Genomic DNA, 21133 nt, shown 5'->3' with positions numbered 1-21133 from the left:
GCGGTCGCGCGGCTACCCGGTCGCGCGGATTGCGCGGCTGCCTCAGGCCAGCGCATCGGTGATCGGCCGGAACTTCAGGGCGGTCTCGGCGACCTCGCGCGCCGGCTCCGAACCCGCGACGATCCCGGCCCCCGCCCAGGCCCGGACAGTGCCGTCGTCGTCGATCCGGGCGCTGCGGAGCGCGAGCATCCACTCGCCGTCACCCGTCGCGCTCATCCAGCCGACCGGCCCGGCGTAGCGGCCGCGGTCGACGCCCTCCAGCTCGGCGACCAACTGCACGGCCACGTCCGTCGGGGTGCCGGCGACCGCGGCCGTCGGGTGCAGGGCGTCGGCGACGTCCAGCGACGTGGTGTCGGGCGGCAGCGTCGCCTGTACGTCCGTCGCCAGGTGCCACAGGTTCGGCAGCTGCAGCCGGAACGGTTCGGCGTCGGCGCGCAGGTCCGTGGCGAGCGGGGCGAGGGCCGCGAGCAGGCTGTCGATCGCGAAGGCGTGCTCCTCGACGTCCTTGGCGCTGCTGGCCAGGGCCTCGGCGGCGGCCCGGTCGGACACCTCGTCGGTGCCCCGGGCGGCGCTGCCCGCGAGCACCCGTGCGGTCAGCCGCGTGCCGTCGGTGCGGGCGAGCGTCTCGGGGGTGGCACCGACCAGCCCGTCCACCGCGAAGGTCACGCACTGCGGGTAGGCGGCCGCGAGGTCGAGCAGGACCGCCCGTCGGTCGGCTCCCGGCGGCAGCGTGCCGACGAGGTCGCGGGCGAGCACCACCTTGCGGGCGCTCCCGGCGACGATGCGGCGGACGGCCTCGGACACGTTGGCGGCGTAGGTGTCCTCGTCGATGTGCCCGGGACGCAGCGCGACGGAGACGTGCGGCCCGACGTGGGGGACCGGGACCGAGGTCCGGGTGAAGGCCAGGGGTTCCGCGCCGACCGTCGTGTCGATCGCGGTCAGCCAGGCCTTGCCGCGCCGCCGGCCGAGGACCACCCGGGGCACGATGAGCACGCTCTCGTCGGCGGAGTCGTCGGCGAAGGCGAACGACCCGAACGCGACGAGCCCCGAACCGCGCAGCTGCACCGGGTCGTCGACGACGGCGGTCTCGACGACGCTGCGCCAGAGGGCCGCGGCGTCACGCATCCGGTCCGGGCCGGTGAAGGTGAACCGGAGCGCCTCGCCGATGCCGACGATGCCGTCGCCGTTCCGGACGAAGGCGAGGGGACGGTCACGGAGCGTGTGGCGGAGGACGGCGCCCGGGTCGTCGAGGATCCGGGTCGAGACCGTCAGCGGGGGTGCCGCCGTGGTGGTTCGGGTCACGGCTCCGATGCTACGCGCCGATCCCGCACCGCCCGGGTGGCTGCGAGTCCGGTGAACGCTCGGTCGGGACCTCTAGGATTGATCGTGTGAGCAGAGCGGACCTGAACAAGCGCCCGGACGAGGTGGCGGCGATGTTCGACGACGTCGCGGCCAAGTACGACCTCACGAACGACATCCTGTCGGCGGGCAACGCCCCGCTGTGGCGTGTCGCCACGGTCCGCGCGGTCGACCCGCAGCCCGGCGAGAAGGTCCTCGACATCGCCGCGGGCACCGGGACCAGCGCAGCCGCCTTCGCCAAGAAGGGCGCCGAGGTCACCGCGCTCGACCTGTCCGCCGGCATGATCGCCGTCGGCCGCGAACGCCACCCCGAGATCACCTTCGTCGAGGGCGACGCCGAGCAGCTGCCCTTCGACGACGACACGTTCGACGCCGTCACGATCTCGTTCGGGCTGCGCAACGTGAACGACCCGAAGCAGGCGCTCGCCGAGATGCTGCGCGTCCTGAAGCCCGGTGGCCGCGTCGTCATCTGTGAGTTCTCGACGCCGCCCCGCGCCCTGCTGCGCTTCGGTTACGGCACCTACCTGAAGCGCGTCCTCCCGGGAATTGCGCGGCTCTCGAGCAGCAACCCGGCCGCCTACCGCTACCTCGCCGAGTCGATCGACGCGTGGCCCGACCAGCAGGTGCTCACCCAGTGGCTCCGCGGTGTCGGCTTCTCGGTGGTCGCCTACCGCAACCTGACGGCCGGTATCGTCGCACTGCACCGTGGCCGCAAGCCCGTCGCCGACACGGTGCGCGAGTCCGCGGCACGGCGTGCGAAGGCCCGCCGTGACCACCAGAACACCGGCGAGCAGCCGCGCGTCGACCCGGCCGCCGACTGACCGGTCACCACCCCCGAAGACGGAGCAGCACTTGAATCCGAGCGTCCCGGTCGCACGTCGCGCGCCGAGCTTGCGCGCATCGCTGGGCATCGGCGAGCGGTTGTTCGCCACGCCCGCCGACCGACGCTTCATCTCCGCGGTCGACGACGGGCTCGAACTCGTCGAGCAGGGGCTCGAGGACGCCATGCGTTCCACCGACACCCTCGCCGACACCACCAGCCGGTACCTGCTGTCCGCCGGTGGCAAGCGCATCCGCCCGACCCTGACGCTCCTCATCGCCCAGCTCGGTGACGGCGTGACCGACGCCGTGGTCAAGGCCGCGGTGAGCATCGAGACCACGCACCTGGCGTCGCTGTACCACGACGACGTCATGGACGAGGCGCCGGTCCGACGCGGGGTCCCCGCCGCGCAGATCACCTACGGCAACAACGTGGCGATCCTGACCGGTGACCTGCTCTTCGCCCGCGCCAGCCTGATCACGGCCGACCTCGGCACCGAGGGCATCCGGATGCAGGCCGAGACCTTCCAGCGCCTCTGCATGGGGCAGCTGCACGAGACCACGGGGCCGCAGCCGGACGACGACCCGCTCGAGCACTACATCCAGGTGCTCAGCGACAAGACCGGTTCGCTCATCGCCACCGCGGCACGCGCCGGCGTGATGTTCTCCGGTGCCGACCGCGCTTACCTGGACGCCGTCGGTACCTTCGGCGAGAAGGTCGGCGTGGCCTTCCAGCTCGTCGACGACGTCATCGACCTCGCCCCGGCGACGGACAAGACGGGCAAGATCGCCGGCAACGACCTGCGCGCAGGCGTCGACACCCTGCCGGTCCTGCAGCTGCGCCGGATGGCCGCGACCGATCCGTCCGCGCAGCACCTGGTCGAGCGCATCGAGCGTGACGTCAACGGTGCGCCCGACGACGTGGTCGACTCCACGCCGTACCAGTCGGCCGTCGCCGCGCTCCGCGAGCACGAGGCCACCGCGGCGACCCGCGCCGTCGCCGTCGCCTGGGCACGCGAAGCCGTCGCCGCCCTCGCCCCGCTCCCCGACGGCACCGTGAAACGGGCACTCACCCGCTTCGCGGACTCCGTCGTCGACCGAAGCCGCTGAACACCCCTCCCGACGGCGCACGCACTGCGGCCCGGTCGGGAGGCCCCCGGGAACCCCCACCCGAACGAACTGGAGACGATCAGTGCCCACCCTCCGACTCGCCATCGTCGGCGCCGGCCCGGCCGGCATCTACGCCGCGGACATCCTGCTGCGCGAGGCGCACGGCTACGACGTGTCGATCGACCTGTTCGAGCAGCTCCCCGCGCCCTACGGTCTGGTCCGGTACGGCGTCGCCCCCGACCACCCGCGCATCAAGGGCATCATCAACGCCCTGCGTGATGTCCTCGACCGCGGTGTCGTCCGGCTGTTCGGCAACGTCCGCTACGGCGAGGACATCACCCTCGAGGACCTCAAGAAGCACTACAACGCGGTCGTGTTCTCGACCGGTGCGATCAAGGACGCCGACCTCGACATCCCCGGTGTCGACCTCGACGGCTCGTACGGCGCAGCCGAGTTCGTGAGCTGGTTCGACGGCCACCCGGACGTCCCGCGCACCTGGCCGCTGCACGCCGAGAGCGTCGCGGTCATCGGCGTCGGCAACGTCGCCCTCGACGTCTCGCGCATCCTGGCGAAGCACGCCGACGACCTGCTTCCGACCGAGATCCCCGCGAACGTGTACGAGGGCCTCAAGGCATCGCCGGTCACGGACGTGCACGTCTTCGGCCGCCGTGGCCCGGCGCAGGTGAAGTTCACGCCGCTCGAGCTCCGCGAGCTCGGCGAGGTCCGTGACGTCGACATGGTGGTCTACGACGAGGACTTCGACCACGACGAGGCGTCGAAGACCGCGATCGCGACGAACAAGCAGGTCATGGTGATCAACCGTGTCCTCGAGCAGTGGCGCACGCGCGAGGTCGGCCAGGCCAGCCGCCGGCTCCACCTGCACTTCTACGCGAAGCCGATCGAGTTCGTCGGCGACGAGCAGGGCAAGCTGACCGCCATCCGCTACGAGCGCACCCGGCCGAACGGCGAGGGCGGTGTCGAGGGCACCGGCGAGATCCGCGAGATCCCGATCCAGGCCGCCTACCGCGCGGTCGGGTACTTCGGTTCCCCGCTGCCCGGTGTGCCGTTCGACGAGCGGCACGGTGTCATCCCGAACCACGAGGGCCAGGTCCTCGACGACGACAACCAGCAGATCCCCGGGGTGTACGCCACCGGCTGGATCAAGCGTGGTCCGGTCGGGCTCATCGGACACACGAAGTCCGACGCGATGGAGACCGTGCAGCACATCGTCAACGACCAGGCGAGCTGGTGGACCCCGGAGGACCCGTCCGACGAGGCGATCCCGGCCCTGCTCCGCGAGCGCGGTGTGGAGTACACCGACCTCGAGGGCTGGCACCACCTCGACACCCACGAGCAGGCGCTCGGTGCAGTCGACGGGCGCGAGCGCATCAAGGTGGTGCCGCGCGACGAGATGATCGACGTCTCGCTCGGCCGCGTCGACACCCCGACCAGCTGACGACCATGACCGACACGCGCCCCGTCCCGCCCACCGCGGTGCGGGGCGCGTCCGCGTCGGGGACGCGGCTGCAGGGCGTCGACGTGGCCCGTGCCCTTGCGCTGCTCGGCATGATGGCCGCACACATCGGCGGCATCGCGGAGCAGCTCGACTGGACCGACCCCGCCACCTGGACCGCCGTCGCCCACGGCCGCCCGTCCACGCTGTTCGCGGTCCTCGCCGGGGTCTCGATCGGCCTGACGAGCGGCCGTGCCGACCCGCCCGGCCCGCCCACCATCGGCCGCATCCGTGCCCGGCTCGCCATCCGCGCCGTGGTGGTCGTCGTCATCGGGTTCGCCCTGATGGCGCTCGACACCCCCGTGTACGTGATCCTGCCGACCTACGGGGTGCTGTTCCTGCTGGTGGTCCCGGTGCTCCGCGTCCGACCGGCGGCGCTGTTCGGCATCGCCGCGCTCTGCGCGGTGCTGTCGCCGCTCGCCGCGCTGACGATCGCGCCGGCCTACGCGGACGCCGGCATGATCGGCGTCCAGCTCGGCCTGGTCTACCCAGTGGTCACCTTCCTGGCGTACGTCCTGGTCGGTCTCGCGGTCGCCCGCAGCGGTCTGGGCCCACGCCGCCGGTTCCCGGACGACGCGCCAGCGGCGTACGGGCCGTGCCGGTGGGGAGAGGAACGGGGCCGGCAGGTCGCGCTCCTGGCGGCGGGCGCACTGGTCGCCGCCACCGCGTACGTCGCCGGGTCGGTCCTCGCCCCGGCGCCGGACGACGCGGCCCTGGCGTTCCCCGGGGTCCCGTACGCGGGCGAGGGCTCGACCCCCGGCCAGGCCCTCGCGCAGCTGTTCCTGTCTCCGCGTGACCACTCGTCGTCGGTCGTCGACGTGGTGGGGACGGCCGGGGTGGCGGTCGCCGTGATCGCCCTCTGCCTGCTCGTGTTCGACGGCCGCGGGCGTGTCGCCGAGCAGATCGCGTTCCCGCTGGCCGCGGTCGGTTCGATGCCGCTGACGGTGTACTCGGGGCACCTCGTGGTCATCGCGATGCTGCCGACCTACCCCGAGTCGGTCGAGGCCTGGGGCTGGTTCGCCCTCGGCTCGGTGGTCTTCGCGATGCTGTGGCGGCGGTTCCTGGGTCGCGGCCCGCTCGAGCGGGTGGTCGGGGCCCTGGCGTCCCTCGTCCCGATGCGTTGAGCGCACCTGGCGGGGGCGAGTCGTGCCTCCAGGCGGCTACTGCAGCGCCGCGGTGAGCCGCGCGACGTTGTCGAGCACCTTGGACCGGCGCGGACGGTCGACCCACTCGTCGAGCGTGAGCTCGAAGCTGTGCTCCTTGTACGCTTCCTGCACCTCGCGCAGGGCGTCGACGAAGCGGTGCCCGCGCACCATCACGGAGACCTCGAGGTTCAGGCTGAACGAGCGCATGTCCATGTTGCTCGACCCGATCACCGACACCTCGTCGTCGATCGTGAAGTGCTTCGCGTGCAGGATCGTCGGCGCGCGGTACAGCCAGATCCGCACGCCGGCGCGGAGCAGTCCTTCGTAGTAGGAGCGCTGGGCGTGCCAGGTCATGGCGTGGTCGCCCATCTCGCCGACGAACAGCTCGACGTCGACCCCGCGCTGCGCCGTCGTGGTGATGGCGTAGAGCATCGAGTCGTCCGGCACGAAGTACGGCGACGTGATCGAGACCTTCTGCTGCGCCGAGTAGAGCAGCGCGTTGAACAGGCGCAGGTTGTTCTCGCCGTCGAAGCCCGGGCCGGACGGCACCACCTGGCAGTCGAGCGCATCGCCGCGGTCGGCCCGCTGGACGGGGTCGCTCTCGCGCAGCAGCAGCTCGTCGGTCTCGCTGTACCAGTCGGTGACGAACAGGGCGTTGAGCCCCGCGACGACCGGCCCCTCGAACCGGGCGAACAGGTCCTTGTAGACCATGCCCTTCTCGACGTGCGACTTGATGTCGTACGACGCGTCGATCAGGTTCTGCGAGCCGGTGAACGCGACCGAGCCGTCGATCACCATGATCTTCCGGTGGTTGCGGAGGTCGGGGCGCTGGAACTTCCCCTGCAGCGGCAGGAGCGGCAGCATCAGGTGCCACTCGATGCCCGCCCGGTCCATGAACGCCAGGGTGTCCTTGTAGCCCGGGTACCCGCGGCTCGCCCAGTGGTCGAGCAGGAACCGCACGGTGACCCCACGGGCCTGCGCCCGCGCGAGCGCCTCGAAGAACGGTCGCGTGGTGTCGTCGAGCGTCGCGATGTAGAACTCGACGTGCACGAACCGTCGGGACTGGTCGATCGCGCGGGTCATCTCCGCGATGGACTCCTCGGAGTCGGGGTAGAGCTCCGCGGAGTTGCCGCCGACCAACGGCATCGCGCCGAGTTCGCGGTTCAGCCGCGTGACGCTCTCGAGCCACGCGGGCCACGGGTGGTCACGGCGGACCCGCTCGATGCCCTCGGTCTGCTCGAGGATGTACGCGTTGATCTCGGTCTGCTTCTCGCGACGGGCGCGGGGCAGCTTCGTCGACCCGATGACCAGGAAGACGATGAAGCCGATGTAGGGGATGAGGAAGATCGCGAGCAGCCACGCCGTCGCGGTCTGCGGCTTCCGGTTGATCGGGACGTAGATGATCGAGAAGACGCGGATCGCCAGGTCCAGCAGCACGAGCAGGACGGTGATGACGACGCTGAGCCAGTGCTCCACGGGGTGTCGGGTGTCGTTCGCAGGGGCCGCGGGTCAGCGGAAGTTGATGAACTGCAACGGGACGTCGAACTCTTCACCCTTGAGGAGCTGGATCGTGTTCTGCAGGTCGTCACGGCTCTTCGACGAGACGCGGAGCTCGTCACCCTGGATCTGGCTCTTCACCGTCTTCGGGGCGTTGGCCCGCAGGAACGCGCCGATCTTCTTCGCCACGTCCTGCTCGATGCCGTTCTTGAACTTCACCTCGATGCGGTACTCCTTGCCCGAGGGGTACGGGTCGCCGGCGTCGAGGCTCTTCAGGCTGATGTTCCGCTTGATCGCCTTGCTCTGCAGCACGTCGAGGACCGCCTTGGCGCGCTCTTCCGAGTTCGCCTTGATCAGGACGTCCTCGCCGCTGAACGCGACCGAGGCGTCGGCGCCCTTGAAGTCGTACCGCTGCTCGATCTCCTTGGCCGCCTGGTTGAGGGCGTTCTCCGCCTCCATCTTGTCGACCTTGCTGACCACGTCGAAGGAACTGTCTGCCATGCGGAACAGCCTAACGGCGGACGGGAGGCCCGGTTCCGGTCGCGCGGATCGGCTCGCGGTGGTCACGACCACCGTCAGCCATCCGCTATGCTTTTATGCGCGCCTTCGGTTGGTGATCACACCGGCTGGGTGCGCATGGCAAGTTACCCAAGCGGCCAAAGGGATCTGACTGTAAATCAGCCGGCGTAGCCTTCGGGGGTTCGAATCCCTCACTTGCCACCATCTGATCGGCCCCGTCCACTGCAGACGGGGCCGATGGTGTTTCCGGGAGGATGGGTGCATGGCATCCGACCCCACACCGTCCCAGTTCGCCGACCTCGCCGAGTCGATCGCCCGTGACGCAGCGGCGCTGGCTGCACGCCGCCGCGCCGAGGGGGTCGAGGTCGCGGACCGGAAGTCGAGCATCGTCGACGTGGTCACGGCCGCCGACCGCGAGGTCGAGGCACTCATCCGCGCCCGCATCGCCGAGGCCCGCCCCGACGACGCCTTCCACGGCGAGGAGTCCGGGTCGGCCTCCGGCGCCTCGGGCATCACCTGGGTCGTGGACCCGATCGACGGCACGGTCAACTACCTGTACGGCAGCGCCGAGTACGGCGTGAGCATCGGCGTCGTGCGCGGCGCACCCGACCCGATGACCTGGGAGCCGATCGCGGGCGTCGTCGTGGCGCCGGCGACGGGCACCGTCTTCCGCGCGGCCGTCGGCCAGGGAGCGACCCGTGACGGGGAACCGTTGTCCGTCGCCGCGCCCGGATCGCTCGCCGAGACGCTCGTCGCCACCGGGTTCGGGTACACGGCCGACCGTCGCCGGGAGCAGGTCGCGGTGCTCGCCGGACTCATCGGCGAGGTGCGGGACATCCGCCGCGGGGGAGCGGCGTCGCTCGACTGCTGCGCCGTCGGAGCGGGAGTGGTGGACGCGTACTACGAGCGCGGGATCAACCCGTGGGACATGGCCGGTGGGGCCCTCGTCGCGCAGGAGGCCGGCGCGGCGATCCGCATCTGGGAGGCCGGAGGGACCCGCTCCTTCCTGTTCGCGAGCCCGGCCGTCGCCGACGAACTCGAGGCCCTGGTGCGTGGGCTCGAGGCCGGTGCGCTCGGAGCCGTGCAGGCCTGACGACGTGCCGATCCCCGGGTCCGGCGGCGCCGGGCGGACCTGACCACGACTGGCGACCTGCGACGTCCCCTGCTAGCGTGCTCAGGTCCCGTTATCTGCTCGTTACCAACGAGTGAGCCCTTCTCTGATCAGGATCGCCACCGCACGCATGCCCCGTACTCCTCTGTCGTCCGCTCCCACCGACGGTTCCGTCGACGCCGCCACCCCGGTCGTCCACCAGACCCGACGCGCTCGGATCGAGGCGGAACGAGCAGCGGCGAAGGGCTCGGTCGTGGTGCACGAGGAACAGGGCTCGACGCATCCGAGCTTCGACGACGTGATCGGCGCGGCCACCCCGGGGACCCCCGCGGCCCCGGTGTCACCGATCGACCTCGCACCGGCATCGCCCGTGCGCCCGGCCTCCCGCATCGCGACGCCGCCGGCCCCCACCTCGCCTGTCGTGCACGCCCGGCGGGTCGCTCCCGTTGCCTCCGTCACCCCGGCGTCGCAGCCGCGTCGTGTCGCGGGGCAGGTCCCCGCATCGCGCCGCCGCCGCAGCAGCCGTCCGGCCACGAAGACCCCGGTCGACCGCGCGACCCGTCACATCCGGTCCACCGCCACCACGGCCACCACGACCCCCGCAGCAGCGCGGCCCCCGAAGCAGGGCGCGTCGTTCCGCCGTGCTGCCTCGCGCGTGACCGCGGTCGGCGCACTGCTCTTCGCCGCAGGCCTCGTCGTCTCGACCTCGCTGCCGGCGCAGGCGCTCTGGGTCCCGGCGTCCGGTTCGACCGCGGCCCGTGCCACCGTCGACGGAGCGACCCAGTCGATGCAGGTCGGCGCCTCGGCCGACGGATCGACCGCCCGCGACCAGTACACGGTGTCCGACGCCACGCAGTACGCGAACGTCGACTCCTCCAGCTTCACGAACGACCCGACCGGCACGATCCAGTGGCCGTTCCTGACCGGTGTCCCGATCACCTCGGGCTTCGGTGGACGCCAGGTCGCCGGGTGCTCGTTCTGCTCGACGAACCACATGGGCGTCGACTTCGCCCCGGGCGAGGGCACCCCGATCGGCGTCATCGCCGCCGGCACCGTCATCAAGGTGCAGGCGAACGACGGCGGCTTCGGCAACGACGTCTGGGTCGAGCACGACGTGGACGGCAAGCAGTTCGTCAGCGTCTACGGCCACATGGAGGACAACTCCTTCAAGGTGGTCACCGGCCAGCACGTCGAGGTCGGCGACATCCTCGGTCTCGTCGGCAGCACGGGAAACTCCACGGGCCCGCACCTGCACCTCGAGGTGCACGTCGACGGGGTCCCGGTGGACCCGCTGGCGTGGCTCAAGACCAACGCGAACTAGCGGCCCACGACGCGGCACGCCCGGGCGTCTCGCCCGGTTCCGGAGCAGCGTCGGAGGTCTGCTATCCTCGTGTGGTGCCGTTCGCGGCACATCGCCCCGATAGCTCAGTGGTAGAGCACCTCCATGGTAAGGAGGGGGTCGTCAGTTCAATCCTGACTCGGGGCTCCGACCCGGTGCGCGTGCCGCTCCGGATCTCTGGCGGGGTAGCTCAGTTGGTTAGAGCACACGACTCATAATCGTGGGGTCGCGGGTTCAAGTCCCGCCCTCGCTACACGCAAGGCCCTCTCGTCCAGGATCCCCTGGGTCAGGGGGCCTTCTCTGTTGCCGGCCCCTCTTCGATTGCTGGGGTTCACCCCGCAGCGCGTTCAGTCCGCCGCCGGCACATCGGCCGCGACGTTCTCCTGCGCGGCGAACTGGGTGCGGTGCAGCTCCTCGTACCGGCCACCCGCGGCCAGCAGTTCGTCGTGCGTGCCGCGCTCCACGATCGAGCCGTCCTCGACCACCAGGATCATGTCCGCGCTGCGGATCGTGGAGAGCCGGTGCGCGATCACCATCGCCGTCCGCCCCTCGAGCGCCTCGCCGAGCGCAGCCTGCACCGCGGCCTCGGACGTCGAGTCGAGTGCCGCCGTCGCCTCGTCGAGGATGACGACGCGCGGCTGGGCGAGCAGGAGCCGGGCGATCGTCATCCGCTGGCGCTCGCCCCCGGACAGCCGGTAGCCGCGTTCGCCCACCATCGTGTCCAGCTGGTCGGGGAGCGACCGGATGAGCGGCTCGAGCCGTGCGCGGCGGACGGCGTCCCACACCTCGTCGTCGGACGCCTCGGGCCGGGCGAACCGCAGGTTGGAGCGGATGGTCTCGTGGAACAGGTGGCCGTCCTGCGTCACCATGCCCAGGGTGTGCCGCATCGAGGCGAAGGTGACGTCGCGCACGTCCGTCCCGGCCAGGCGAACGGCACCGCTGTCGACGTCGTACAGGCGTGCGAGCAGCTGCGCGACCGTGGACTTGCCCGCTCCGGACGAGCCGACCAGGGCGACGGTCTGCCCCGGCTCGATCCGGAAGGACAGCCCGTGCAGCACCTCCTCGCCGCCGCGGGTGTCGAGCGTGGCGACCTCCTCGAGCGAGGCGAGGGACACCTTGTCGGCCGACGGGTACGCGAACCGGACGTCGTCGAACTCGACGGAGACGGGGCCGTCGGCGATGGTGACCGCGTCGGGCTGCTCCCGGATGAGCGGTTCGAGGTCGAGCACCTCGAAGACGCGCTCGAAGCTGACCACGGCGCTCATGATCTCCACCCGCGCGTTCGCCAGGCTCGTCAGCGGTGCGTACAGCCGGGTGAGGAGGAGCGCCAGGGTGACGACCTCGCCGGTGTCCAGCCGGCCGGCGAGCGCGAGGAAGCCGCCGAGCCCGTAGACCAGCGCGAGGGCGAGCGCGGAGACGAGCATCAGCGCGGTGAAGAAGACGAACTGCAGCATCGCGGTCCGGACACCGATGTCGCGGACCCGGGCGGCGCGGACTCGGAACTCCTCGGCCTCTTCGTCGGGCCGGCCGAACAGCTTCACGAGGGTGGCACCGGGTGCCGAGAAGCGCTCGGTCATCTGGGTGCTCATCGCGGAGTTGTGGTCGGCGGCCTCGCGGCGCAGGGCGGCCAGGCGGCTGCCCATCCGGCGCGCGGGGACCAGGAAGACCGGGAGCATGACGACGGCGAGGACCGTCACGAGCCACGAGGTGCTGAGCATGACGATCAGGGTGAGGACCAGCGCCACGAGGTTCGTGACCACGCCGGACAGCGTGCCGCTGAAGGCCTGCTGGGCGCCGATCACGTCGTTGTTGAGGCGGCTCACGAGCGCACCGGTCCGGGTGCGGGTGAAGAACGCGATGGGCATCTTCTGCACGTGGTCGAACACGGCGGTGCGGAGGTCCAGGATCACGCCCTCGCCGATGCGCGCCGAGTACCACCGCGTCGTCAGCGACACGGCGGCGTCGGCCACGGCCACCAGGGCGATGACCACGGCGAGCCGGACGATCGTCGAGACCTCTCCGCGGGCGACGATGACGTCGACCACCTGACCGGCGAGGACCGGCGTCGCGACCGCGAGGAAGGCGCCGACGACGGACAGACCGATGAACACCAGCAGCTTCGCCCGGTACGGCACCGCGAACGTCAGGATCCGCCGGACGGACGCGCGGGAGAACCCGTGCTTGCCGCCCTGCGCGGACGAGATCTTGTACAGCGAGCTCCAGGCTGCGCTCTCCATGCTCATGGCGGTTCCTTTCCGGGGCCCCTGGCCCAACCTAGATGGCTGGCCGGGTCCCCGGTGACCGCTCCTGTGGCGATGCGCCGCGCGGCCACCCGCCGGAGACCGTCGGGCCGGCCTACTGCGTGCGGTGGGAGCCGGTGTCCGTGCGCGTCGCGAGCACCCCGGCCGCACGGAACGCGTCCTCGACCGCGGCGGTGACCTGCTGCCAGGCGGCCCGTCGCCGGTTCGCCCCGATGCTGCCGCCCGACACGGCCGTGCCGTGCCCGGCCCGGCGCAGGGTGATCGTGGTGGTGGCGCCGTCCACGACCGTCGACAGCTCGTACCGGCGGTACTCCCGGGCCGGCTGCACGAGCGCACCGAGCAGGATGGTGAGCGTGCGGCTGCCCGCCGTCGCGGTCATCGTGCCACCCGTCGACTCGACGTGGTGGCCCGTGCGGCGCAGCGCGGCGGCCGCGACCTCCATGGCGGTGCACCGGTCTCCCGTGTGCACGGCGAACTCCGTCGTGGTGTCCATCGGCCCTCCCCGTCCCGAACGAACCCGTGCCGCACGGCACGTCCCCATTCCCCCGAATCGGTCTCAGACAGTCTAGCTGATGCGTTCTCATGGATCACCGGCGCCCGGACGGGCCTCGGTAGACTGCCGTGGTGTCAGTGAACCCCGAGCTCGTCGGCAGGACGTTCCCGCCGGCCCAGCCCTACCTGGTCGGCCGCGAGAAGGTGCGCGAGTTCTCGCGTGCGGTCTTCGCGACCAACCCCGTCCACCACGATCCGGGCGCCGCACGTGCCGCCGGGTACGCCGACGTGGTCGCGCCCCCGACGTTCGCCGTCGTCGTGCAGGAGGCCACGCTCGCGCAGCTCCTGAACGAGCCCGACGCCGGCATCGACTTCTCCCGCGTCGTCCATGGCGAGCAGTCCTTCACGTACGACCGGCCGATCGTCGCCGGTGACGAACTCACCGCCACCCTGACGGTCACCGGCGTGAAGACCCTCGGCGGCAACGCGATGGTCACCGCCCAGAGCACCATGAACGACGCCGAGGGTGAGCACGTCGTCACGGCGACCTCCACCCTCGTGGTCCGAGGAGACGACGCATGACCGCCGCAGCCGCCACCGCGATCGAGGTCGGCACCGTCGTCGCCGAGCGTGACGTGCACATCACGCGCGACTCGCTCGTCCGGTACGCCGGCGCCTCCGGCGACTTCAACCCGATCCACTACCGCGACGACGTCGCCGCCTCGGTCGGCCTGCCCGGTGTCCTCGCCCACGGCATGCTCACGATGGGCATCGCCGTGCAGCCCGTCGCCGAGTGGCTCGGCGACAGCGGCTGGGTCGCGGGCTACGGCGTGCGCTTCACGCGCCCTGTCGTCGTCGACCCGGAGCAGGGTGCCACCGTCGGCATCGTCGCGAAGGTCGGCACCGTCGACGAGGACGGTCGACCGAAGCGCATCGACCTCACCGTGACCGCCGCCGGGCAGACCGTGCTCGGCAAGGCGCAGGTCACGGTGGTGTTCCGCTGACCGTGTCCGAGCCGGTGCTGGCCGACCTGACGACGCTCCGTGTCGGCGGGGCCGCCACCCGGCTGCTCACGGCCACGACGACCGACGAGCTCGTCGCCCACGCGCTCGACGCGTTCGACGACCACGAGTGGCTCGTCCTCGGCGGCGGCAGCAACCTGCTGGTCGCCGACCAGGGCTTCGACGGCACCGTCGTGCTGGTCCGGACGACGGGCGTCGACGCCGACCGCGACGCCGACGGCGTGACCGTGCGCGTCGCCGCGGGGGAACCGTGGGACCCGTTCGTCGCCACGACCGTCGCGAACGGCTGGACCGGCCTGGAGGCCCTCAGCGGCATCCCCGGCACGGTCGGTGCGTCCCCGGTGCAGAACATCGGCGCCTACGGGGTCGAACTCGCCGACGTGCTCACCCGCGTCGAGTTCCTCGATGCGGCCACGGGGGAGCGCGCGTGGGTCCCCGCAGCCGAGCTGGCGCTCGGCTACCGCACGTCGACCCTCAAGCACGGTCGGCGCGGTGTCGTGCTGACGGTCGAGTTCCGGCTCGGGCTCGCGGGGGAGCACGGTGTGCCCGTGCGGTACGCGCAGCTCGCCGGTTCGCTCGGGGTCGAGCTCGGTGCGCTCGTGCCGCCCACGACCGTCCGCGACGAGGTCCTGCGGCTGCGCGGCTCGAAGGGCATGGTGCTCGACGGGGACGACCACGACACCTGGAGCGCCGGGTCGTTCTTCACGAACCCGATCGTGTCGCCGGCGTTCGCCGAGACCCTGCCGGCCGACGCGCCCCGCTGGCCTGCGGGCGACGACGTCAAGCTCAGTGCCGCGTGGCTCATCGAGCACGCCGGCGTGCACCGCGGGTACGCGGTGCCGGGCTCCCGCGCGGCGATCTCGTCCAAGCACACCCTCGCGCTCACGAACCGCGGCGGGGCGACGGCGGCGCAGGTGGCCGAGCTTGCACGGTTCGTGCAGGTGACCGTCCTGAACCGCTTCGGCGTCTCGCTCGTCCCGGAACCCGTCGTGGTCGGGGACCTGCTCGGCTGATCGTCCGCACGACGGGACGGACGAGCACGACGCACCACGGGCCTCCCGGCACACAGAACGGGCCACCTCGACGAGGCGGCCCGTTCTGTGTTCCCGAGGTCTACGCGAAGAACGCCGCCAGCCGGGCGACGCCCTCGGCGATGTCGTCGTCGCCCAGCGCGTACGACAGGCGCAGGTAGCCGGAGGGGCCGAAGGCCTCACCCGGCACGACCGCGACCTCGGCGTGCTCGAGGATCAGGTCGGCCAGCTCGAGCGTGGTCGTCGGGGTGGTGCCGGCCCACTCGCGGCCGAGCAGCGCGGTGACGTCCGGGTAGACGTAGAAGGCTCCCTGCGGGGTCGGCGTGCGGAAGCCCGGGATCGCGTTGAGGCCGTCGACGATGGCCTTCCGTCGGCGGTCGAAGGCCTCGCGCATGGCGGCGACGGGCTCCTGCGGACCGGTCAGGGCGGCGATGGCGGCGCGCTGCGACACGTTCGAGACGTTCGACGACAGGTGCGACTGCAGGTTCGACGCGGCCTTGACGGCGTCGGTCGGGCCGATGAACCACCCGACGCGCCAGCCGGTCATCGCGTAGGTCTTCGCGACGCCGTTCACCAGGATCGTGGTGTCGGCGAGGGCGGGGACCTCGGCCAGGATGCCGGCGAAACGGACGCCGTCGTACACCAGGTCCTGGTAGATCTCGTCGCTGATCACCCAGATGCCGTGCTCGAGCGCCCACTCGCCGATGGCCCGGGTCTGCTCGGCGGAGTACACGGCGCCCGTGGGGTTCGACGGCGAGCAGAACAGCAGCGCCTTGGTCGCCGGGGTGCGGGCGGCCTCGAGCTGCTCGACCGTCACCAGGTAGTCCTGGTCGCTGCCGGCGAAGACCTCGACCGGCTCGCCGCCGGCCAGCCGGATGGCCTCGGGGTAGGTGGTCCAGTACGGCGCGGGCAGCAGGACCTCATCACCGGCGTCGACGATGGTCTGGAACGCCTGGTAGACCGCCTGCTTGCCACCGTTCGTGACGATGACCTGCGACGGATCGACGGTGATGCCGGACACCTGGGCGGTCTTGTCGGCGATGGCCTGCTTGAGGTCGGGCAGGCCGGTCGCGGGCGTGTACCGGTGGTTCTTCGGGTCCTGCGCGGCAGCGACGGCCGCGTCGACCACGTGCTGCGGGGTTGCGAAGTCGGGCTCGCCGGCGGCGAACGAGATCACCGGCCGCCCGGCGGCCTTGAGCGCCTTGGCCTTCGCGTCGACCTTGAGCGTCGCGGACTCGGCGATGGCCGCGATGCGGGACGCGATGCGCGGACGATCGGCCGGCGCGGTGGCGAGGGTGTCGACGGACACGTGGGCGGTGGACTCGGGGCCTGGGGCTGCGGTGCTCACGGGGTCCAGCCTACCGGCGCGGCACGCCGTGGAAGGGGCCAAGTGGACACCGTGTGACGGACTCCCGTAGACTCGTCCACCGGAACGCGGATCGGTGTCGAACCGCGTTGCGAAGGGCGGTGGCTCAATTGGTAGAGCAGCGGTCTCCAAAACCGCAGGTTGCAGGTTCGAGTCCTGTCCGCCCTGCAACTCTGGAAGGGTAGAAGTTGGCGAGCAAAGACATGGAGACGACGGCGGACGACGTCGTCGCCAAGGCGAAGCAGGACCGGGCCGAGCGCCGCGGGCCCATCGCTGCCATCGTGCTCTTCATCCGTCAGGTGATCGGCGAACTGCGCAAGGTCGTGACGCCGACCCGCAAGGAACTCTTCAGCTACACGGGCGTCGTGCTCGTGTTCGTCGTCGTCATGATGATCCTGGTGTCGATCCTCGACTTCGTGTTCGGTCTCGGCGTCGGGTACGTCTTCGGCAACGGGCCCACGGCCTGACCCTGACGTCGACTGCCGTGTGCGGTCGTCCTCGAGGAGTACGGTCGCCCGAGACGGCGTCGATCGTGACGGCGTCGCTCGTGACCGTGACCGAACGCCAACCCGACCCGAACCACCGAACGGAAAGAATCGACTGTGTCTGACAACTCCCGCGATGACATCGACCTCGCGACGGCTGCCGAGCAGTCCTCCGAGGTCGAGGAGAACCAGGAAGGCGACGTCGAGACCGGCGAAGGACGCTCCGTCGAGTCCGCTGAAGAGCGTGCGATCTCGATCGAGGGCGACGACGACGAGTCCCTCGGCCTCAGCTCCGAGCCCGACGACGGCACCGTCGACGCCGGCCTCGACGAGGCACTGACGGCCCTGCAGGAAGCCCGCGACCCCGAGGCCGACGCCGTCGTGGACGACGCACTCGAGATCGACTCCACCGACGAGGCCGAGGCCGCCGTCGAGGCCGTCGAGGACGAGGAAGAAGTCGAACTCGAGTCCGAGACCGCCGCCGAGGCGAACGAGACGCTCGCCGCCGACGAGGCACTCGACGCCGAGGACGAGGACGACGAGCCCGCCGAGGTCGACCCGTACGAGGCCTTCAAGGCCGAGCTGCGGATGAAGCCGGGCAAGTGGTACGTCATCCACTCCTACGCGGGCTTCGAGCGCCGCGTGAAGTCGAACATCGAGAACCGTATGGTCTCGATGTCGATGGAGGACTACATCTACCAGGTCGAGGTCCCGATGGAGGACGTCGTCGAGATCAAGAACGGGCAGCGCAAGCTGGTCACCCGCGTCCGGATCCCCTCGTACGTGCTCGTCCGCATGGACCTCAACGAGGACTCGTGGTCCGTCGTCCGGCACACCCCGGGCGTCACCGGCTTCGTCGGCAACGCGCACAACCCGACGCCGCTCCGTTTCGACGAGGCGTTCGGCATGCTCAAGTCCCTCGTGCAGGTCGCCGAGGCCGCCCCGACCAAGGGTGGCGCGAAGGGCAGCGGCCTGCAGGCACAGCCCGCAGCCGAGGTCGACTTCGAGATCGGCGAGACGATCACCATCAAGGAAGGCTCGTTCGCGGGCCTGCCGGGTTCGATCTCCGAGATCAAGCCGGAGAGCGGCAAGCTCACCGTCCTCGTCTCGCTGTTCGAGCGCGAGACCCCGGTCGAGCTCAGCTTCGACCAGGTCACCAAGCTCTAGCGACCACCCAGATGTAGCGATCACCGAGATCGACTACACTGAACGGGTTTGGGCCCGCGCGCCTCGTGCGAGCGGGCCTTCACCGCTGTCCGGAACGGCCGGACCAGCGGGAGAGTGCACGGATCCCCGTGTGTTCGATTCCAGGAGGAAGACAAGTCATGGCACCGAAGAAGAAGGTCACGGGCCTGATCAAGCTGCAGATCAACGCGGGAGCCGCCAACCCGGCCCCCCCGATCGGTCCGGCGCTCGGTCAGCACGGCGTCAACATCATGGAGTTCTGCAAGGCGTACAACGCGGCGACCGAGTCGCAGCGTGGCAACGTCGTGCCGGTCGAGATCACCGTCTACGAGGACCGTTCGTTCACGTTCGTCCTGAAGACCCCGCCGGCCGCCGAGCTCATCAAGAAGGCTGCTGGTGTGCAGAAGGGGTCCTCGACCCCGCACACGGTCAAGGTCGCGAAGATCTCGATGGACCAGGTCCGTCAGATCGCCGAGACCAAGCAGGCCGACCTGAACGCCAACGACATCGAGCAGGCCGCGAAGATCATCGCCGGCACCGCACGCTCGATGGGCATCACGGTCGAGGCCTAAGCACCGATCGGGCTCCGGCCCACCACCAGACACCTTTCCGTGGGAGAGCCTCGCCGGCTCGCCAACCACGTATCTCGCAAGGAGACCACCATGGCGAAGAAGTCCAAGGCCTACCAGGCCGCGGCCGCGAAGATCGAGGCCGACAAGTTCTACACCCCGACCGAGGCCGTCGCCCTGGCCAAGGAGACCGGTTCCTCCAAGACCGACTCCACGGTCGAGGTCGCGCTGAAGCTCGGCGTGGACCCCCGCAAGGCCGACCAGATGGTCCGCGGCACGGTCATCCTGCCGCACGGCACGGGCAAGACCGCCCGCGTCATCGTCTTCGCGACGGGTGCGGCTGCTGAGGCCGCCATCGCCGCCGGCGCCGACGAGGTCGGTGGCGACGAGCTCATCGCGAAGGTCGCCGAGGGCTACACCTCGTTCGACTCCGCTGTCTCGACCCCGGAGCTCATGGGCAAGGTCGGTCGTCTCGGTAAGGTGCTCGGCCCGCGTGGCCTCATGCCGAACCCGAAGACCGGCACCGTGACCCCGAACGTGGCGCAGGCCGTCAACGACATCAAGGGCGGCAAGATCGAGTTCCGCGTCGACAAGCACGCCAACGTGCACTTCGTCGTCGGCAAGGCCTCGTTCACGCCGGAGCAGCTCGACGAGAACATCTCGACCGCGCTCGAGGAGATCAACCGCCTCAAGCCGTCGTCCTCGAAGGGCCGTTACGTCATGAAGGGCGCCGTCTCGACGACCTTCGGCCCCGGCATCCCGCTGGACGTCAACAGCATCTGAGTCCACTGACTCACGGGTCCTCGGACTCATGGAAGGACCCGCACCGGCAACGGTGCGGGTCCTTTCCGCATGTAGGGCGCGTGTCCCGATAGCGTGGTGCCGTGCGCACCCTCGTGAACTCGCTCCGACTGATCGCCGTCATCGCCATCGTCGTCGCGGTCGTGGCGCAGTGGCTCGAGAGCTCGCAGACCCCGACCTACTCGTTCTGGAACTTCTTCGGCTACTTCACGATCCAGTCGAACCTGATCGTGGCCGTGGCCCTCGCGGTGACGCTCGTGGCCGCAGCCCGACGCAAGCGGGCGGGCCTCGCCGTCTCGGTGCTCCGTGGCGCCGCGACGGTGTACATCGCGACGACCGGCATCGTCTACAACACGCTGCTCACGGGCGCGAACGTGTCGGCCTCGGTGCCGTGGTCGAACGACATCGTGCACAAGATCATCCCGGTGTACGCGGTGCTCGATTGGTTGCTGTTCTCGGACCGCGCACGGCTGCTGCTCCGCCACGTGTGGTGGTTCCTGCTCTACCCGGCCGTCTGGACCACCGTGGTGCTCGTCCGTGGCGCGACCGACGGGTGGGTGCCGTACCCGTTCCTCGATCCGGCGCAGGGCTACGGCGTCGTCGCGATCTACGTGGTCGGGATCGCGGTCTCGATCACCCTGCTCGGCATCCTCGTCGTGGGGATGAGCCGACTGCGACTGGTGAAGGTCTAGGAGACGCTAGGAGCGGAAGCCGCGGAGCTTGTCGAGCACCAGGTCGGCGAGCTGGACGAGCCCGCGGATCTGGTCGTCGTCGCGGTCGACCCAGCGGCACTCGGGCTCGTCGGCGACCGGCACGAACCCGTCGTGGCGTTCCCAGACGAACAGGGTGCGGTCGGCACCGAGCACGTACTGCTGCCACCAGATCTGCCGGAGGTAGTGCCGCGGGATGCTCCGCCAGGCCTTGCCGGTGGTCTTGATCTCGGCGAGCACCACGCGGGACGACTCGTCGACCCCGACGCCGTCCGGGGTGGCGAGGTGGGCGCGGTTCGCAGCGGCGTGGAACAGGTGCGCCGAGGGCTGGATTCCGTGGGTGGCGGCCACCCAGGCGGCGATGACCGGTTCGCGGTCCTTGCCGTGCTCGGTGAACGCGTTGCCGGAGAACCGGGAGCCGTAACGCTTCTCGGTGACGACAGCCTCGACGGCGCGCAGCGAGGCGAGCCGGGCGACGTCGGTGGCGGTGATGCCCATGGCGCGGGCGCGGAGCCAGGCGACGCGGTCCGAGGAGTGCGCGACGATGCGCTCGGTGTGGCCACGCAGGGCGGTGAACGCATCACGCGCGGCCGGGACCGGCGCGGACGACCCGGGAAGGGCCTCTCCCCACGAGCTCGGCCCGCCCGCCGCTTCGCGACGCCCGGGTACCGGCTCGCGTGGGCCCAGACCGGGGTCCAGGTCGCCCCACAGGGTGGGCTGCACGATCGTCACCCGACGATTGTCCCCCCGACCACCGGCAAGACCGAAACCGACGCGCTCACGCGATCGCGGGTGTGCG

21 protein-coding genes and 4 tRNA genes are annotated in these 21133 nt (G+C 70.7%); 18 read left to right on the top strand and 7 right to left on the bottom strand.

Going from position 1 to position 21133, the window contains the following annotated elements:
• Positions 1-42 precede the first annotated feature (42 nt).
• Positions 43-1302, bottom strand: coding sequence for an isochorismate synthase MenF (locus FFG40_RS14805; protein WP_138803860.1), 1260 nt, complete (start codon positions 1300-1302; stop codon positions 43-45).
• Positions 1303-1388: 86 nt separating this feature from the next.
• On the opposite strand from FFG40_RS14805, the gene FFG40_RS14800 reads away from it, so the two are divergent.
• The 4 genes from FFG40_RS14800 (at position 1389) to FFG40_RS14785 (ending at position 5925) form a co-directional block, all read left to right on the top strand.
• Positions 1389-2180 carry a demethylmenaquinone methyltransferase gene (locus FFG40_RS14800; protein ID WP_017888622.1) on the top strand — a complete coding sequence of 264 codons (792 nt, stop codon included), beginning with the start codon at positions 1389-1391 and terminating at the stop codon, positions 2178-2180.
• 31 nt (positions 2181-2211) lie between these two features.
• Positions 2212-3288, top strand: coding sequence for a polyprenyl synthetase family protein (locus FFG40_RS14795; RefSeq protein WP_138803859.1), 1077 nt, complete (start codon positions 2212-2214; stop codon positions 3286-3288).
• 82 nt (positions 3289-3370) lie between these two features.
• Positions 3371-4744, top strand: a complete 1374-nt coding sequence (locus FFG40_RS14790) for an FAD-dependent oxidoreductase (RefSeq protein WP_071247400.1) — start codon at positions 3371-3373, stop codon at positions 4742-4744.
• Between the two features lie 5 nt (positions 4745-4749).
• Positions 4750-5925, top strand: coding sequence for a heparan-alpha-glucosaminide N-acetyltransferase domain-containing protein (locus FFG40_RS14785; RefSeq protein WP_138803858.1), 1176 nt, complete (start codon positions 4750-4752; stop codon positions 5923-5925).
• Positions 5926-5961: 36 nt separating this feature from the next.
• On the opposite strand, the gene cls is transcribed toward FFG40_RS14785, so the two are convergent.
• Together cls and FFG40_RS14775 are read right to left on the bottom strand one after the other, a co-directional pair.
• Positions 5962-7422 (bottom strand): cardiolipin synthase, encoded by a 1461-nt coding sequence (gene cls / locus FFG40_RS14780; protein WP_138803857.1) that lies wholly within the window; start codon positions 7420-7422, stop codon positions 5962-5964.
• A 33-nt stretch (positions 7423-7455) separates the two neighbouring features.
• The gene (locus tag FFG40_RS14775; protein WP_017888627.1) at positions 7456-7944 is read right to left on the bottom strand and encodes a YajQ family cyclic di-GMP-binding protein; all 489 of its coding nucleotides are present in this window, start codon (positions 7942-7944) and stop codon (positions 7456-7458) included.
• Between the two features lie 137 nt (positions 7945-8081).
• Between FFG40_RS14775 and FFG40_RS14770 the strand changes: the two genes are divergently transcribed.
• From FFG40_RS14770 to FFG40_RS14750, 5 genes are all read left to right on the top strand, one after another.
• Positions 8082-8166, top strand: a tRNA-Tyr gene (locus FFG40_RS14770).
• A 58-nt stretch (positions 8167-8224) separates the two neighbouring features.
• Positions 8225-9055, top strand: coding sequence for an inositol monophosphatase family protein (locus FFG40_RS14765; protein WP_138803856.1), 831 nt, complete (start codon positions 8225-8227; stop codon positions 9053-9055).
• 148 nt (positions 9056-9203) lie between these two features.
• Entirely contained in the window at positions 9204-10394 is a 1191-nt protein-coding gene (locus tag FFG40_RS14760) for a M23 family metallopeptidase (RefSeq protein WP_138803855.1), read from the top strand.
• 93 nt (positions 10395-10487) lie between these two features.
• Positions 10488-10559, top strand: a tRNA-Thr gene (locus FFG40_RS14755).
• A 32-nt stretch (positions 10560-10591) separates the two neighbouring features.
• Positions 10592-10665, top strand: a tRNA-Met gene (locus FFG40_RS14750).
• Between the two features lie 94 nt (positions 10666-10759).
• Here FFG40_RS14750 and FFG40_RS14745 read toward each other — a convergent pair.
• Positions 10760-12655, bottom strand: a complete 1896-nt coding sequence (locus tag FFG40_RS14745) for an ABC transporter ATP-binding protein (RefSeq protein WP_138803854.1) — start codon at positions 12653-12655, stop codon at positions 10760-10762.
• A 112-nt stretch (positions 12656-12767) separates the two neighbouring features.
• Positions 12768-13166: a hypothetical protein gene (locus FFG40_RS14740; protein ID WP_071406316.1), complete on the bottom strand. Its 399-nt coding sequence runs from the start codon at positions 13164-13166 to the stop codon at positions 12768-12770.
• 131 nt (positions 13167-13297) lie between these two features.
• On the opposite strand from FFG40_RS14740, the gene FFG40_RS14735 reads away from it, so the two are divergent.
• Genes FFG40_RS14735 through FFG40_RS14725 form a run of 3 tightly spaced genes read left to right on the top strand, consistent with a single transcriptional unit; the run spans position 13298 to position 15200 of the window.
• On the top strand, positions 13298-13747 hold the full coding sequence (locus tag FFG40_RS14735) for a MaoC family dehydratase N-terminal domain-containing protein (protein WP_138803853.1): 450 nt from the start codon (positions 13298-13300) through the stop codon (positions 13745-13747).
• Positions 13744-14169, top strand: coding sequence for a MaoC/PaaZ C-terminal domain-containing protein (locus tag FFG40_RS14730; RefSeq protein ID WP_138803852.1), 426 nt, complete (start codon positions 13744-13746; stop codon positions 14167-14169). The genes FFG40_RS14735 and FFG40_RS14730 overlap by 4 nt, the downstream gene beginning before the upstream one ends.
• A 2-nt stretch (positions 14170-14171) precedes the next feature.
• The gene (locus FFG40_RS14725; RefSeq protein ID WP_138803851.1) at positions 14172-15200 is read left to right on the top strand and encodes a UDP-N-acetylmuramate dehydrogenase; all 1029 of its coding nucleotides are present in this window, start codon (positions 14172-14174) and stop codon (positions 15198-15200) included.
• A gap of 100 nt (positions 15201-15300) precedes the next feature.
• Here FFG40_RS14725 and FFG40_RS14720 read toward each other — a convergent pair whose 3' ends face one another.
• A complete protein-coding gene (locus FFG40_RS14720) occupies positions 15301-16527 on the bottom strand; it encodes a pyridoxal phosphate-dependent aminotransferase (RefSeq protein ID WP_138804032.1) in 1227 nt (408 codons plus the stop codon).
• 152 nt (positions 16528-16679) lie between these two features.
• Between FFG40_RS14720 and FFG40_RS14715 the strand changes: the two genes are divergently transcribed.
• From FFG40_RS14715 to FFG40_RS14690, 6 genes are all read left to right on the top strand, one after another.
• Positions 16680-16752: transfer RNA gene (locus tag FFG40_RS14715), tRNA-Trp, on the top strand.
• A 35-nt stretch (positions 16753-16787) separates the two neighbouring features.
• Positions 16788-17051 (top strand): preprotein translocase subunit SecE, encoded by a 264-nt coding sequence (gene secE / locus FFG40_RS14710; protein WP_371830607.1) that lies wholly within the window; start codon positions 16788-16790, stop codon positions 17049-17051.
• 135 nt (positions 17052-17186) lie between these two features.
• Positions 17187-18236: a transcription termination/antitermination protein NusG gene (gene nusG / locus FFG40_RS14705; RefSeq protein ID WP_071406319.1), complete on the top strand. Its 1050-nt coding sequence runs from the start codon at positions 17187-17189 to the stop codon at positions 18234-18236.
• 158 nt (positions 18237-18394) lie between these two features.
• Complete coding sequence (gene rplK / locus FFG40_RS14700) at positions 18395-18826, top strand: 50S ribosomal protein L11 (RefSeq protein WP_017888638.1); 432 nt, start codon at positions 18395-18397, stop codon at positions 18824-18826.
• Between the two features lie 90 nt (positions 18827-18916).
• A complete protein-coding gene (gene rplA, locus FFG40_RS14695) occupies positions 18917-19606 on the top strand; it encodes a 50S ribosomal protein L1 (protein ID WP_017888639.1) in 690 nt (229 codons plus the stop codon).
• A gap of 101 nt (positions 19607-19707) precedes the next feature.
• Positions 19708-20316: a Pr6Pr family membrane protein gene (locus FFG40_RS14690; protein WP_138803850.1), complete on the top strand. Its 609-nt coding sequence runs from the start codon at positions 19708-19710 to the stop codon at positions 20314-20316.
• Between the two features lie 6 nt (positions 20317-20322).
• On the opposite strand, the gene FFG40_RS14685 is transcribed toward FFG40_RS14690, so the two are convergent.
• Entirely contained in the window at positions 20323-21066 is a 744-nt protein-coding gene (locus FFG40_RS14685) for a YqaJ viral recombinase family protein (protein ID WP_138803849.1), read from the bottom strand.
• Positions 21067-21133 lie beyond the last annotated feature (67 nt).

This window comes from Curtobacterium sp. KBS0715 (assembly GCF_005938005.2).
GTDB classification, from domain to species: domain Bacteria; phylum Actinomycetota; class Actinomycetes; order Actinomycetales; family Microbacteriaceae; genus Curtobacterium; species Curtobacterium flaccumfaciens.
Note: the sequence above shows the minus strand (reverse complement) of the source record. Positions and strands in the feature narration are given on the sequence as shown.

Coding starts and splice junctions, on each gene's coding strand:
- FFG40_RS14785 (WP_138803858.1), top strand. CDS start 4,750: ATGACCGACACGCGCCCCGTCCCGCCCACCGCGGTGCGGGGCGCGTCC.
- FFG40_RS14775 (WP_017888627.1), bottom strand. CDS start 7,944: ATGGCAGACAGTTCCTTCGACGTGGTCAGCAAGGTCGACAAGATGGAG.
- FFG40_RS14765 (WP_138803856.1), top strand. CDS start 8,225: ATGGCATCCGACCCCACACCGTCCCAGTTCGCCGACCTCGCCGAGTCG.
- FFG40_RS14760 (WP_138803855.1), top strand. CDS start 9,204: ATGCCCCGTACTCCTCTGTCGTCCGCTCCCACCGACGGTTCCGTCGAC.
- FFG40_RS14745 (WP_138803854.1), bottom strand. CDS start 12,655: ATGAGCATGGAGAGCGCAGCCTGGAGCTCGCTGTACAAGATCTCGTCC.
- FFG40_RS14740 (WP_071406316.1), bottom strand. CDS start 13,166: ATGGACACCACGACGGAGTTCGCCGTGCACACGGGAGACCGGTGCACC.
- FFG40_RS14730 (WP_138803852.1), top strand. CDS start 13,744: ATGACCGCCGCAGCCGCCACCGCGATCGAGGTCGGCACCGTCGTCGCC.
- secE (WP_371830607.1), top strand. CDS start 16,788: ATGGAGACGACGGCGGACGACGTCGTCGCCAAGGCGAAGCAGGACCGG.
- rplK (WP_017888638.1), top strand. CDS start 18,395: ATGGCACCGAAGAAGAAGGTCACGGGCCTGATCAAGCTGCAGATCAAC.
- rplA (WP_017888639.1), top strand. CDS start 18,917: ATGGCGAAGAAGTCCAAGGCCTACCAGGCCGCGGCCGCGAAGATCGAG.